Source organism: Methanolobus sp. WCC4 (assembly GCF_038022665.1).
GTDB lineage: Archaea > Halobacteriota > Methanosarcinia > Methanosarcinales > Methanosarcinaceae > Methanolobus.
Window position 1 is genome coordinate 2,609,188 of sequence record NZ_CP150629.1, and the last position, 14,695, is coordinate 2,623,882.

Annotated in this window: 14 protein-coding genes; 6 read left to right on the forward strand and 8 right to left on the reverse strand. The window is 44.0% G+C overall.

From position 1 onward, the window contains the following. Positions 1-183 precede the first annotated feature (183 nt). From V7O63_RS12320 to V7O63_RS12340, 5 genes are all read right to left on the reverse strand, one after another. The gene (locus tag V7O63_RS12320) at positions 184-1,893 is read right to left on the reverse strand and encodes a glutamate--tRNA ligase (protein WP_340818844.1); all 1,710 of its coding nucleotides are present in this window, start codon (positions 1,891-1,893) and stop codon (positions 184-186) included. Positions 1,894-2,054: 161 nt separating this feature from the next. Continuing rightward, positions 2,055-2,354, reverse strand: a complete 300-nt coding sequence (locus V7O63_RS12325) for a hypothetical protein (protein ID WP_340818845.1) — start codon at positions 2,352-2,354, stop codon at positions 2,055-2,057. After that, on the reverse strand, positions 2,354-3,085 hold the full coding sequence (locus V7O63_RS12330) for a fumarylacetoacetate hydrolase family protein (protein ID WP_340818846.1): 732 nt from the start codon (positions 3,083-3,085) through the stop codon (positions 2,354-2,356). The genes V7O63_RS12325 and V7O63_RS12330 overlap by 1 nt, the downstream gene beginning before the upstream one ends. A 191-nt stretch (positions 3,086-3,276) precedes the next feature. Beyond that, the gene (locus tag V7O63_RS12335) at positions 3,277-4,371 is read right to left on the reverse strand and encodes a tetratricopeptide repeat protein (RefSeq protein ID WP_340818847.1); all 1,095 of its coding nucleotides are present in this window, start codon (positions 4,369-4,371) and stop codon (positions 3,277-3,279) included. A gap of 185 nt (positions 4,372-4,556) precedes the next feature. Further along, complete coding sequence (locus V7O63_RS12340) at positions 4,557-5,090, reverse strand: RimK/LysX family protein (RefSeq protein ID WP_340818848.1); 534 nt, start codon at positions 5,088-5,090, stop codon at positions 4,557-4,559. 192 nt (positions 5,091-5,282) lie between these two features. On the opposite strand from V7O63_RS12340, the gene V7O63_RS12345 reads away from it, so the two are divergent. The 3 genes from V7O63_RS12345 (at position 5,283) to V7O63_RS12355 (ending at position 6,661) form a co-directional block, all read left to right on the forward strand. Then, entirely contained in the window at positions 5,283-5,507 is a 225-nt protein-coding gene (locus V7O63_RS12345) for a DUF1059 domain-containing protein (protein WP_340818849.1), read from the forward strand. Positions 5,508-5,698: 191 nt separating this feature from the next. Next, positions 5,699-6,145: a hypothetical protein gene (locus tag V7O63_RS12350; RefSeq protein WP_340818850.1), complete on the forward strand. Its 447-nt coding sequence runs from the start codon at positions 5,699-5,701 to the stop codon at positions 6,143-6,145. A gap of 174 nt (positions 6,146-6,319) precedes the next feature. After that, positions 6,320-6,661, forward strand: a complete 342-nt coding sequence (locus V7O63_RS12355) for a hypothetical protein (RefSeq protein WP_340818851.1) — start codon at positions 6,320-6,322, stop codon at positions 6,659-6,661. 49 nt (positions 6,662-6,710) lie between these two features. Here the strand turns inward: V7O63_RS12355 and V7O63_RS12360 are convergent, their stop codons facing one another. Further along, positions 6,711-8,735: an ATP-binding protein gene (locus V7O63_RS12360; RefSeq protein WP_340818852.1), complete on the reverse strand. Its 2,025-nt coding sequence runs from the start codon at positions 8,733-8,735 to the stop codon at positions 6,711-6,713. A gap of 564 nt (positions 8,736-9,299) precedes the next feature. On the opposite strand from V7O63_RS12360, the gene V7O63_RS12365 reads away from it, so the two are divergent. Both V7O63_RS12365 and V7O63_RS12370 read left to right on the forward strand, forming a co-directional pair. Then, positions 9,300-10,094, forward strand: coding sequence for a hypothetical protein (locus tag V7O63_RS12365; RefSeq protein ID WP_340818853.1), 795 nt, complete (start codon positions 9,300-9,302; stop codon positions 10,092-10,094). Between the two features lies 1 nt (position 10,095). After that, complete coding sequence (locus V7O63_RS12370) at positions 10,096-10,386, forward strand: hypothetical protein (RefSeq protein WP_340818854.1); 291 nt, start codon at positions 10,096-10,098, stop codon at positions 10,384-10,386. Positions 10,387-10,441: 55 nt separating this feature from the next. On the opposite strand, the gene V7O63_RS12375 is transcribed toward V7O63_RS12370, so the two are convergent. Beyond that, positions 10,442-11,749 carry an ATP-binding protein gene (locus V7O63_RS12375; RefSeq protein WP_340818855.1) on the reverse strand — a complete coding sequence of 436 codons (1,308 nt, stop codon included), beginning with the start codon at positions 11,747-11,749 and terminating at the stop codon, positions 10,442-10,444. Between the two features lie 208 nt (positions 11,750-11,957). Further along, positions 11,958-13,886: a PAS domain S-box protein gene (locus V7O63_RS12380; RefSeq protein ID WP_340820847.1), complete on the reverse strand. Its 1,929-nt coding sequence runs from the start codon at positions 13,884-13,886 to the stop codon at positions 11,958-11,960. Between the two features lie 236 nt (positions 13,887-14,122). Here V7O63_RS12380 and V7O63_RS12385 point away from each other — a divergent pair, with 236 nt between their 5' ends. Then, positions 14,123-14,668, forward strand: coding sequence for a cache domain-containing protein (locus V7O63_RS12385; protein ID WP_340818856.1), 546 nt, complete (start codon positions 14,123-14,125; stop codon positions 14,666-14,668). The last annotated feature ends 27 nt before the right edge of the window (positions 14,669-14,695 follow it).

Below are 14,695 nucleotides of genomic sequence, written 5' to 3' on the forward strand. Positions count from 1 at the left end.
ACAGTTATATAAATATTTCTTTTTTAACACTGTTAACATTGAGATATCTATATTTTATGATAATGATGAGAAGTTCTAAAGATCAAAAAAGGGAAAAAAGAACAATGAAAAAAGTATTTTGAAACTGGGAAATAAGAAAAATGAGAAAATGAAAAGAGAAAATTGAATCCAAATCTCTTTTCTTCACTTATGCGTATAATATGCCACTACTTCCCCGGCAACAGCATCGATCCTGCAGAAGCCGAATCTCTCGAACTGGACAACCTTATCCAGCTCTGTAGCGACCTGTCTTTCACCGATACCTGTGAACTCGCCATCTGGTGAGAGTACCTTTACAGGAACCCCGTCCATTGGTGCCCAGTGTATGATCCTCATCTTCTCTTTCTTCACGGACTCGATGGAATCACCGAGGTACTTTGCCTGCAGGGGTTCGGTGGAAGTGATCTCAACATTGTACAGGTCCTTGAGCCTGATCTTCGAACCTTCCTCAAGCTTCTCTGCATCCTCTTTGCAGATGTATACCTTATTGTTAACCTCGATCTCACGGCATCCCCTGTCCTCGGTCGGATGCAGTGCAGGAGTTGTCTTACATGGACCGGTTCCTGTTATCTCAAGATCAACAGGGTCCCATACGAAGAAGTACCTGTTCGCTACAGGGTCCACAAGCTTGCGGTTCTCTGCATAGAGAGTATCCATACTGATGCTGATATCGGTCTCTCCGACACCCATCTCGATGAAGAACTTACGGATTGCTTCAGGGAGTATACCTCTCCTGCGCAGTGCACGGAGCGTTGGAAGACGTGGGTCGTCCCATCCTGAGTACTCGCCGTCCTCAATGGCCTTACGGAGTCCGCTTGTACTGAACTTACCGAACTCATGCATCTTCACACGACCCCAGTGAGTTGTCTTCGGGTATTCCCAGCCGAGGTAGTTGTAGATGTAACCCTGACGCTTCTCACTGTCCATCAGGTCCTTACCCCTGATAATGTGGGTCATGCCAAGTTCGTGGTCCTCGATGGCACCCTCGAAATCAAGCAAAGGCCAGACACAGTACTTGTCATCCACTTCAGGACGTGGGTGCGGGGTCTTGACTATCCTGAAAGCACCGAAATCACGAAGAGCAGGATCCTTGTGGGTTATATCGGTCTTGATACGCAGGACAGCGGACCTCTCCTCGTACTCGCCTGCAACCATCTTCTCCCAGTGTTCCATGTTCTCCTCTGGATCAATATCCCTGTGAGGACATGGCTCCTTGGCATCCTTGAACTTCTTGAAATCAGCACCGTCACAGAAACATACGTATGCCTTGCCCATCTCAATGAGCTTACGGGCATAGTCGTAGTACATTGGTACCCTGTCAGATGCAATGGCCACTTCATCAGGGACTGCACCGAGCCATTTGCAGTCATCCACATACCAGTCATATGCCTCGAGCATGGGACGTTTGGTCTGCGGGTCGGTATCATCGAAACGGATGATGAACTTACCACCGTATTTCTTCACGTACTCGAAATTCACAATGATACCACGGGTGCTTCCAAGGGTTGGCGGACCGTTTGGATTTGGTGCAAAACGCATCACCACCTTCTGACCCTCTTCAACATCCAGTGCCTTAAGACCCTTATCAGGTTCCTTCTTTGTGTTCAACTCCTCTATAAGTTCGGGAGCAAGAGCTTCAAGACGTGCCTGCCACTGTTCAGGTGTCTCTTTTGCAACCTCGGCAAGTACTTCCTGAATAACAGGTGTAACGTCCTTTGCTTTTGGACGAAGGTGGGGGCACTCTCCCATGACACGGCCCATGACTGCACCTATCTGTGGTGCCTGGCCGTATTTCACAGCGTTCTGGAGTGCGTACTTCTCTATGGTCTTCTTGTCATCGTCAGTTAAAGTCATTATAGTTCTCCGGGAAGATCAAATCGCGAATTGAATAAGATAGTTTTACAAACACATATGAAGAGGTCATAAATTCCATAGACCCCTGTAATGATAGCATAGTAGGATGAATTATAAGAACTGGACTTAAAAGATATGGTCGGTACAGGTGGTATGATCGATCAGAGGGACTGACCGGTCTCTTTCACAGCCTCTGTCCTGCTGATAAGTTCGTCAATGTCCTTTTCAAAATCAGAAAGGAACTCCTTTACGGAATCACCTGCGATCGCACCATGTGATGATGGCTTTATCAACTGTTCCTGTTCAAGTACACGTAATGAATAACGGACCTTGTGCGTAGGCATACCTGTCTCCTCTGCCAACTTTAGTATGCCGATCGGACCTCTTTCAATGACCACTTTTAGAACCTCAAGATGACGCTGGGCCAGTTCCAGCTCCCTGTTAACCTGATCGAACAGCATTATACAACCTCGTTGGTCAAAGTCCCTATTCCTTCTATCTCTATCTCTACAGTATCCCCCGCATGCAGTTCACCAACACCTGGCGGAGTGCCTGTAGCAATGATGTCTCCCACTTCCAGCGTCATTATGCTGGAAATGAACTCGACAAGATACGGAACATCAAATATCATATTGGAAATGTTCGAATCCTGTACCACTTCACCGTTGACACGGCATCTGATTAAAGCATCATCCGGGTCGAGATCCTCAACCGGAACTATGAACGGACCCATCGGTGCAAAGGTATCGAAACTCTTTGCCCTTGTCCACTGCCCATCCTTCTGCTGAAGGTCACGGGCGGTCACATCATTGAAACATGTAAAACCTGCTATCACATCGTAGGCCCGGTCGTAGGTTATATTCTTACATTTCTTACCGATCACGATAGCCAGTTCAGCTTCATAATCGACCCTTTCGCTTATCTTAGGATATATCACCTTGCCATGATGTCCTATCACAGCAGAAGGTGGTTTGATGAAAAGTAGTGGTTCTTCCGGTACGGACAGACCAAGTTCAGCTGCATGATCATGGTAATTGAGACCTACACAGATTATCTTGGAAGGATCGGAAGGTGGCAATATCTCCAGGTCTGAGAGTTCATACTCTGTGAATCCACGTTCCTGTGAAGTGACGGTGTTGCCATTTACCTCACCATAGAACACTTCGTCCTTGTATCTGAATCGTCCGAACATTAGTGCAACTGTTTTGTTCTCATTCTAGATAAGGATAGGTGCTAAAAGAGGTAATAAGTAACATTTTGGTCAATATGGACCGTGCGAACGGACCGAAAAAAAGAATGTAAATGATATCCGATGCATCGGAAATCATTCACTATATGATCAGATAATTTCCACGGTGCTCTGGAAAAGCACTATCCTGAATATCAAAGGATCCTTGATATTATCAGAACGACAAGCATGGCGGCAACGCCAATTGCCCAGAACTTGACCGCTTCGTTCAGTGGTATCCTTATGTCCACGGGTCCCTCTCCTGATACCGGAATATTTCCTGCTCCTGCAATAACAGCTGATGAAGCGACACTGCCGGATATAGTTGATCCCTCTGCAGATGCAGACCGATCGAACCCGGATGCAGTTTCTTCTTCTATTGATGCTTGTGGCATGCCCGATGAAGGAGTTCCTATCACATCATAAACAGGTGTTTCCGGTTCTTCCATCTGAATGATATCTTCTTCCTTTTCATAGCTGAATGCAGATGGAGCCTCTTCCTGAACCGGAGCAGGTGTTGATGAGAAGGTGTCCTCGGGCTCATTTGTTTTCTCCATGGTCTCCTCTTCAGGTTCAGGAGTAAAATGTCCTGCGAACATGGATGCCTCTTCTACCTGTGCAGCAACCGACCCTTCTGAACTGCCTGCACCGAAGACATTCTCATCCTCCTGATCATCCTCATCTTCAATGAACGTTGGTGAACCGTTGTCCTCATCGTCTCCAGCGAATGTATCACTGAATGCAGATTCATCCCCCATGGGAGGATTGAAGGAAGATACATCATTTTCACCTGATATTTCACTCTCTTCTGCAACAGGTCCGGGGGTCTCTGTCACCCATTCCTCTTCAGGTTCGTTCTTTTCTGCCATGACAGGAGCAGCAGGTTCCCTTACGAATTCCGTATCTTCGACTACGGAAGGTTCGGATACGAATGTATTCTCTTCGACAGCAGGTACAGATGGTACTGCATGAGCTGCACCAGAATCATATTTCCTGCCTATAAGTCCCTGATAGTCAGGGTCGATCTCTATTGCAAGGTCAAAGCATTTCTTGGCTTCTTCAAAACGTCCGAGTTTCTCAAGACCTTTGCCTTTCTTGAACCATGCCTCTGCATTGTAAGGGTCGATATCCAGTGATTTGGTGTAGTATTCGATCTGTTTCTCGATAGTTTTGGCAGAGTCGGCCATCTTCATCCAGTTCTCAGCAGCTTTCTGCTTCTTCTTTGCTTTAACGTCATCTAACATTCCCATAGTTGACACCTTTTTTGTCAACTACCGTACCCCTCGTAGCCCAGCACGGTAGTATAAATTCAAATATACGCCAGTGTACCTTCCAGTCCTTATGTCCTGATAGGATAACTGTTTTTGCTTATTTTTATGCAGGTGGCACATATATAATAATGTTTGTACAGAGTTCATGAATATCTGTTATCGTGCTACTCTTTGAGTTCCTCATACTCAAATGCCCACATAGGGAGACCCTCAATCTCTATGTGCTCCAGATGTTCCATCTCATGGGCAGCGTAAAAAGCGGACGGACCCTTGAAAGACATTGTCTTTTCCTCAAGCTCCTTAACGAATATCTTTCTCTTTTCCGTACTGATGGCTGCAACGATCACCCTTTCTGCTTTCAGGGTAACCGAATAGGGTCTTGTGACAAGGGAACGTTCATCTTTGTTCCCACACCTCTCAAGTCTGTGAACAACACCTTCTTTGGATACATATTCAGGATTCAGAAAAAGATAGACCTCTTCTATAGTGTTGCCTGTCCTGGTTTCCTCGTCATAGTTCGTAAAGACCTTCATAACCGAGATACTTTGCAGGTCACCTGCAGCATAGCTCCAGGCGCCTCCCAGTTTCAGGGAAAGTATCATTGGATAGAAAGCATCCCTGGGGAGACCGAACCTGCCGAACATAGCCTCTTCCCTGGCACTGAACTTGAGGATAGCTTTGAGATCATTGACCTTCATGTCTGATGGTAACTATGGATATTGCCTGTTAAATAAGTTGGCAGTAATGAAGTGCCGATAAGATGATCAGAGAAGATGAGAAGAAAAAGGTCAATAGATCTTTTAAGAAAAATGATATTTTCTGAACAAAAAAACTAAGTTTATATCCTACTAACTCAATCTATTTTTATTACTTTTAAAGGAGAGGACTTAGTGAAACTGAAAATGGTGAAGTGTAGTGATGTGGGCATCAAGAACTGTGCTTACATAGCAATTGGAAATGAACTTGATGAAGTTGAACAGACCATGTTCGATCATATCGAAACCGAACACGTGGATCTCCTTGAGAATATGAGCGATTACGATGCTGATCAGCTCAAACACAGGGTTTCCACTTTCCTTGGGAGAAGTTGTAGCTGCGGGCATCATCATCATTGAATGTTTTGAAAATACGATACGTTCTGAACACTATTTTCATTTTTCTATCTCATACCAGAAGGTATCTGTGTAAAAACTATAAGATGAGCTTTTGCTTCAGGTACAGAACATCAAAACATGTTTATAACTAGTTAAATAATATATTAATTTAGTATTGATCCAACGTATCGTTGCCCTGTCGAGGTGTTTCCATGTTATCAAAGAACCGGATGGTTGGCCTGCAAATAGTAGTGTTTCTGATGTTATCACTTTCTTTATCAGGATGTGTGGAAGATGATGCGAGTGACCTGGCAATAGCAGACATGACCGAGAACAGCGTCACCAATATCCAGGAACCTGAGGTAACTACGGGTTCTTCAGGTGAGACGATAATTGTCCCGGAAGGAATTCAGGTCAGTTACTGGAAGATAGCTGTTGACAGGATACTTATCACCATAGAGAACACCGGCGATTCCAGTGTCTTTGTGAATACCATCGGTGCTGATGTGTCATTCGATGATGATATGTCGACGTTCAGGCATTACGAAGCAACTGTGAATTCAGAGCTTGGCACCAATGAAGAGAAAATGATCACCATCAGGATCCATCAACTGAGCGACTGGGAGAGACCGCATCTGTTAACGATAGATGTCTCCTGAATCAAGGATCATATTCCATTCTCTTTTTTCTTCATTTCAGGCAGTTAAGAAGGTTTATATTTCACGCTCTCATAATATTATACAGTAGTTATGAGCAGACAGGTGTGGTCAGGGAATGCAATTCCGGATCATTGCCGAACCTGCCCGGACTTTTAACAAGTGGGAGAGAATCGTATGGATAAAATGAAGAAAGCAGGTCTTCTAGGAGCGGCTGCACTTATCGGTGCAGGGCTTGCAGCATTATCAGAAGAAAGGATCAGGGAGTTCGTCAAGGAAAAGGTCGATGCCGGAAAGATGAGCAAAGAGGAAGGCAGGATATTTGTTGACGACCTTATCAGTGAGACGAAGAGACAGAAGCTGGACCTTGAGAAGAATATCATCGGAAAGCTCCAGAATTCCCTTAAGCTGGCAGACCAGGAACTTGAAGAACTCTCAGAGAAGATAAATGATTCAAAGATCGAGGAACTGGAAGCTGAACTCGAAAGGATGAAAGAGTTGAGGAAAGCAAGCAAGTGAATTGCTTTTTTACTTTTTGAAAGGATCCTGTTCTTCTTTTATTCTTCTTTTATTCATTCTGATTGGGATTCGGGATCTCAAAGGTGAAATTGCTCCCATTTCCAACTTCACTTTCCACCCATATCCTTCCACCGTGTAGCTCTACGAGTTCTTTCACAAGTGCAAGTCCCAGACCTGTACCTTCATAACGTCTGGACATAGAGGCTTCCAGCTGGGTAAAGGGCTTGAAGAGCTTTTTCTGGTCCTCAGCAGATATACCGATGCCAGTGTCGATGATAGATACAGAGATCATTCCGTTATCCCTGCCTGCAACCACAGTGATCTCACCGCCGTTCGGTGTGAATTTGATGGAGTTTCCCAGAAGGTTATACATTATCTGCTTTATCTTTGCCCTGTCTGCAAACAGCTCTTTAGTATCTCCATGTCTTCGTATGTTGATATCAATATCCTTGTCTGATGCCAGCGGTTCCATCATTGTGACCATTTCATGAAGAAGGTCATCAACATCAATGAATTCGGGAAGGATCCTTATCGTACCAACTTCCACTTTGGAGAGATCAAGAATGTCATTGATCATATTGAGCAAATGATGTCCACTCTGTGATATGCGTTGTACATAAGTCTGATATTTAGGACTGAGTTCACCAAAAGTCTCCTCCACCATTATATCTGAAAAACCTATGATAGCATTCAGAGGGGTGCGAAGTTCATGACTCATATTCGTCAGGAACTCACTTTTGGTACGATTGGCAGCTTCGGCAGTGACCTTTGCCTTTAACAATGCATCTTCAGCTTCTTTGCGCTGCATTATGTTCGTGGTTGTCCCGAATAACTTCAAAGTGCCATCTTTTTGGGCATGTGCCGAACCACTGGAGTTTACCCAGAATTCAGTACCATCCTTTCTGACCAAACGGTAGTCTGCACCGGTAAAAAAACCAGGTTTCTGAAAACTTGAATGCAATACTTTGAACATGTCCTCAACATCTTCAGGATGAACATACGAAAAATATCTGTCCCAGCTATTATTGATAGAACCCGGCTCCAGACCCAGTATCCGGTCTGCAGACTCAGAGATATAGGTATTGACAATATCCCCTTTCCTGTCAACATCCGCTTTCCAGATAATAGCATCAAGGGAATTTATCACGTTCTCGTAGTCTTCATCTTTTTTCAGCAACAGGGTTTCAGTATGCTTACGCTCAAGAATGCTGGTGATCATTTCACCGACAACTTTCAATAGATATGAAATGCTTTCATCCCATTCCTCTTTCTCAGTTGTTGAATCTATGGCGATGAAGCCTGATAGTCTACCATCGTAAGTGAGAGGAACTGCCAGGAACGACACAACTCCCAGCCTATCAAGAGTTCTTTTTACCTCAGACTCGGATTCAGGCAACTGCTGCACATCTGAAACATTCATGACCTCAAGGGCTTCAAGTTGCTTCAATGCAAGTTTATGTCTTGGAAATCTTCTATTAAGGGATATATGAGAAACAACATCATCCGAATGCCACTCATGAGTTTTTCTTACAAACCTTTCATCTTCGTCTACAATATATATATTAGCACGTTTTGCATCAATGAAATTCGCAGTCTTCTTGAGAGCAAGATATACTTCCTTATCTATGTCTTTCAGACTGCTGTTTATGAAGCGACTGGAAATATCTGAGATCAACCGGTCCTTTTGGATAATGTATTCGACCATCGATGCTTTTTCCTGCAATGCAGTCCTGTCTTCAACTATAGCATGATATCCTGTAATATTCCCGTTGACATTCTTTTTAGGGGAAAGACGAAGATCCAGAACCAATTCCTTAAATGCTACAGACTTGCAGGAAACTTCAGGACAGCCGGATCCCAAATTGTTCAGAGCATTTCTCAAAACAGAGGAAATACCTGCCTTGACCAGCGGAGGGAACGACAGCAAATTGATCTGCTTCCTGTCTTTTACTGATGACAGGTCCAGAAGACCGACAAGATGATCATTGATATAAGTGATGTTACCTTCCATGTCACAGGAAACTACCCCAATTGGTAATTTATCCAGAATGTCACTGCGATCATCTTCAACCATATGATCTGCAGAAAGGATTTGTTCACTGCATGAATCATCATTATTACTTTTTTCATGAAACATACAATCACCCAGCTTGAAAGATCCAGATACTCTATTGCTGCAACTTACCTGATAATCATAGAGAATTAATATGGATTAATTTAGAAATATATAATATATAAATCATGATGCTTTTGCATATTATAGTGGTTTTGATATATAACACATATTGATTAGAAGAATAATACAAAGATACATACATAAAATACTGGAATGCATTATTAAGCCAGAGAAAAGTGGATAATTAAATTCTTTTTTGTTTTTTGCTTTTACGACCTACCGTTCAGACATGACCTCCATTTTTATTACATCAGCCAACAGAGGATCCGCCAGACTGAAAAATTGATGATCATTGGCCAGCTGGAGGTTCGGTGCTGTCAAACTTCATGCTACTACGAAAAGCATATAAATCATAAGCCAAAATATACCATTGTATACAATAGAATGCTAATGCATGCTAATACATACAAAATCATTGAAACTGAGAATGGATCTTAATTTACAAATGAACGGAGAGGAAAGATGAGAACAACAAGATCAGCGGCCTTGAGCCTGTTCATACTCGCTCTGGTACTGCTACAGCCCCTGGCTGCAGCAGCCTCCACTGCCAGTGAGGCGAAGCAGGACTGGTTCGATGCGAAAGAGAGAAGCATGGATGCACAGGAAGCCCACCGCGAGGCAAAGATAGCATGGGCAGTCGATAAGACAGACGAGAACAATCAGGCAGTAATCGACACTGGTAAGGATGCATTGAATGCTGCTCTTGATGAAGCGGAGGCATGGCTGATATGGAAGGACCTGGAAGCCGGGGAGAATCCGGTGATCCCGGATGAGCTGAAAGAGGACATCCACAACGATGTCGACATCAACCTTCAGAAGATAGAGGGACTGAGGGAAGATGTCGATGCCGTTGAGAACAGGCTTGACCTTGGTCTCGTATTCCTGAAAATGGTGGGAAGTTACATGGAACTGATGACCGACGTCGCAAGGAACTCAGGAAACATGTGGGTGCACATTGCCGATACTAAGGCTGACACGGCTGAAGAGTTCGAAACCAAGCTCAGGGAAGTCGCTGAAGACATGGATGACAATGAGGGCATCATCGAAAAGCTAGACATGGCAAAAGCTGAGATAGAAAGTGCCCGCGAGAACATCGACAACGCTGAGGATGAATACGAACAGGTGGTACTACCCGGTACACCGCTGGTCAAATTCTCAAATGGGAACAATTACCTGAGAATAGCAAAAGGTAACCTGATCAGTGCCCACGGACACCTGAACCAGGCCTACACTATGATAGTCACTGGAGGAAACTGAGATGAACAAGAGAATATTGCTAACAGGACTTGTGGTCCTCTGCCTCCTTCTGGCCGCCGGCTGTGCCGGAAAGGACAAAACGAATACTGATGAACAGATCGGGGATGAAGGTGTGGATACAGGAACACCAGAAACAACCGAAGCAACAGCTTCTGCAACCGGGGATATGACAGAAGCGAATGCTTCGAACACTTCCGGGGAAGTAGGCTCTATTTCCCGGGAAGACCTCGATAAATTAAAAGCCGACCTCGAAGACATGGAGTTCGATGATGTCGGCGGACTCTCGAAATGATCCGGGAGTTCTTTTTTGTTTTTTAAATTGTTATAACATTATATTCACTACTGAGCTATTGTTCCAGCAACCAATACCACAACGGCACATACTTCACTACTTTACCCTCAACAATCTCCTCGCCAAAGTCATCCGATGTTATGATGATACCCTCGTTCATCCTGAAGTTCTTCATCCCGGCGAGTAGACCGTTAATCTCACGCTCTCTCGTATCCGGGTCTGAGAGATCGAAGCATACCTGTATCAGATGGGTTGGTTCAAGTCCTTCCTTTGTTACGAAATCAACCTCGAGGCCTTTCTGGTCCTGCCAGTAGTATATCTCGCTGCCGGAGCGCAGAAGCCGGATGAAAACCATATTCTCATACAATCTACCGATATCGGAGGAGAGTTTGAAAGAAACTGCGGTTATCATTCCTGTATCAATACAATACAATTTCCGGGGTTTGTTCAGTTGCTGTTTCAGGGACTCGTCATAGTGACTGACGCTGAAAAGCAAAAAGGCATCCTGAAGGTATGCAAGGTAAGTTATCAGCGTATCAGTGCTTATTGAAGAGTAGTTGGCAAACAACCTTCTGAGAGAGTTATAGGTATGCGGCTTCGCAATGTTCGATATACAGAAAAGCGCCAGATCCTTGAATATCACAGGATTGCGTATGCCATATCTTGAAATGATATCCCTGTAGATGATATCATCAAAATATGACTGTAACAGCTCATGATGCTGAACCGATGGGTAGAATACAGTCTCGGGGAATCCGCCGTTCTTAAGGTACTCGTTGAACTTACGCTTGATATCTGTTCTTTTCTCAGAATACGGCAGGGACTTCATATCGTAATCTATGGAATGGTATTCGAGGAATTCTGCAAAACTGAAAGGGAACATACTTGTGCTCAGATGCCTGCCTGTGAGAAGTCTTGAGATATCCTGCGAGAGCAGGGATGCATTCGAGCCGCTTATCACTATCTTAACATTCTCTTTCCTGTCGTAGATACCTTTGATCCACCTTTCCCATGAGGGAAAATTCTGTATCTCATCCAGGAACAAGTACAATCGGTCATTTTCCGATATCTCCTGCATTTCCCTGAGAGTACCAATCAATAATTGTAATTCATCCCCTGACAAAGGTTGTAACCTGTCATCATCGAGATTGAGATACAATATATTGCTTTTTGGAACACCGCTTTCAAGCAATTCTGATATCAACTGGTACATGTAGTATGTCTTGCCACACCTTCTTACGCCTACTATGTCGTTCACATGCGGTGCTTCGATATTCACTTCATATCGGCGTTCCTGCAACGGCGGTAATTCTCTTTCCTGCCATTCGACAATGGCATTTTTCAGTTTCTCCCTTGTAGCCACAAGAAATAATTACAAGCTTTTTCTTTATATATTCGTCGACTATATTCGATAAAATAAGCATATTTTGTCGAATATAGTCGACAAAAATCATTAAATCTATCGGATATAATCGACAGGAACACAAAATCAAATGAGTCATTCATGAACATATCGAAACTTCTGTATCCTGATATACCTGAACTTACGAATCTTATGGATATTCCGACATTCAGGCCTCCGGCAACATCACATGAACAGTAGTGCCAGCATCCTTTTCACTCTCGATCCATATCCGGCCTTTATGTTCATCTACAATACTCTTTGAGACATAGAGACCCAGTCCGGTTCCTCCATATTTACGCTTGGCCGATGAATCTACCTGGTAGAAACGCTGGAAGATCTTCGGAATAAGTTCTTCAGGGATACCGATGCCGGTATCAGTGATCCTTATGTGGATAGTACCTTGTTCTTCTTTCCCTTCCTGTCTTTCCTCTTCTGCTTCAAGTATGATCTGCCCGTCAGGATCATTGAACTTGATGGCATTGTCCAGCAGGTCTGTGAAAAGAAGTGCCAGTTTTTCCCTGTCCCCTCTTACAGAAGGAAGATCGGCAGGAATATCTTTCTGAAGGGAAAGACCCTTCTGCCTGATCAGTGGCATCATATCATCCGTAACATTGTCAATGATATCCGAAATGCTGACATCCTCGAACCGACATTCTAAGGATCCGGTCTGGATCATACTGATGTACAGCAGTGAATTGACCACATGTATAAGCCTCTGGGTATTGCGTAGAACAACCATCAGGGCATCCTTTTGTTTATCATTTATGTCACCGAGGGTCCCGTCACAGACAAGAGTGGAATATCCTTTTATTGAAACAATGGGAGTGTTCAGTTCATGGCTTACATTGGAAAGGAACTCATCCTTCATTCGGTCAAGGGATTTCAATTCCTCGTTTGCCCTTGCCAGTTCCTGAGTATATTCCTTAAGGGCTTCCTCAGCTTTTTTACGTTCCGTAATATCCTCGATTATCCCAATACCACCAACTATCGAACCTGCCTCCGAGATATTCGGACTATAACATGCCCTGATCGGTGTGGTCTTGTCAACTGTTGTCGATCTGTACTCTCCCTCATAATAACCTGAATTCTTTGAAAGTACCGACTCAAAGGCAGCTTTCATCTTTTCATCCCGAAGTGATGTCATAAGATTGAAACCGATTATCTCCTCCTTTGGCAGGCCGAGTATCTTTATCAGGCTATCGTTGCAGTGCCTGACAATGCCTTCCTTATCAAAATCAAATATACCCAGGGGAGAGTTCTCAAATATCAGGCGGTATTTCTTCTCGGCTTCAAGCAATGCCTCGTGAGATCTTTTCTGTACCGTTATGTCGACCACTATACCCTGATGGTAAGCAGGGACATCATTCTCATCACGCACGATAAGTGACCTTTCGCTGACCCAGCGGACATTACCTTTTTTTGTAAGTATACGATACTGCTGGGAGAAGTAATCGTTACCTTCTGCCTCATGTTTTCGAATATGGAACATAAGGGGTCCAAGGTCATCAGGATAGATCATGTCAGAATAATCCATTTTCCCGGATGTGAAGTCCTCAGGTATGTAACCGAACTGATGTATATTGTCCGACACATATTCCACCGGCCTGTTATCCCCGGCAAGCCACAGGAAAGCGATCACAGGACTGCTCTTATAGATATTCTCCAGCTCTTTCTCCGTTTTGAGGTAATCCAGTGTCTGCTTCTCAATAAGCTTTCTTTCCGTAATATCCTCTACAGTACCAACCATCCCATCATAGTTGCCCATGTCATCAATCAAAGGTACAAGAACACCACTCTGATAGGTCAGGCTTCCATTCCTTGTGATCATTGAAAGGGAATCATAGGGGGCAGGTTTGAGTGTTCTTTTAACCCGGCAGAACAACTCGCAGAAATGTTTCTGGTCACGCATGCTCTGTTCCTTTATATATTGCAGAACATTGGTGCCCAGAACCCTGTCACCGGAAGTTCTGAAGATATACTCCATCCCTTTATTGAAAAATGTTATATTCTCATTCCTGTCGACAGCCCAGACTCCGATCCATATACTGTTCAGTATTTTCCTGTGGAAGCCTTCAATGTCATTTATACCGGAAATGAGAAATCACCCCTTCAGCCCACTTACCTGACCAGTGGTCCTATACCCCTCAGCCGGATGGCAGACCCACTGATATACTCCTGATAAATATCTGTCGATCGTATAATTAATAGCTTTGGTGAGATACCTTTGACAGTAACAGCCCACCACAAGGTCAGATAGACATGTGCACCTGAAACAAAACGTAAATATACACTGCACATCCATCTTTTAACTATCAGAAAATGGGAGCAAATATGGGTTATCTGAAGATCATACTTACTGTGCTGTTAACGACCGTACTACTAATGACAGCTATCGGCTGTGTGGAACCGGATGGTTCGTCCATTTGCACAGTGGAAGATGAGGCAAATAAAACCTCAGGAGAACAGATGGAATCACCCACGCTGGAAGAATATGCCATATCACAGGTCAATGCCGCTATCGACCTGATGGATGAAAAAGGAGAGCTTGCATTCCCTGAGCTCAGGGAGAGCGACAGCAAATGGTTCCATAACGACTCCTACATATTTATATGGAAGACCGACGGGATACGTATTGTGTATCCTCCCGATGTTAGTGGCGAAGGCCAGAATATGACAGAACTTGAGGATTTCAACGGTAAACCTATAGGCAGAATCTTTATCGAGACCGCTCTTAGTGAGGAAAGTGAGGGATGGGTGGACTACTACTGGCCAAAGCCCGGCGAGACTGAACCATCACTGAAGAATACTTTCATCAAGAGAGTCGATATCGGCAATGAGACGTATCTTGTGGGTTCCGGGTTCTATGTGGATGAGTGATCATATCGAAAATATAGAATGGGGGAA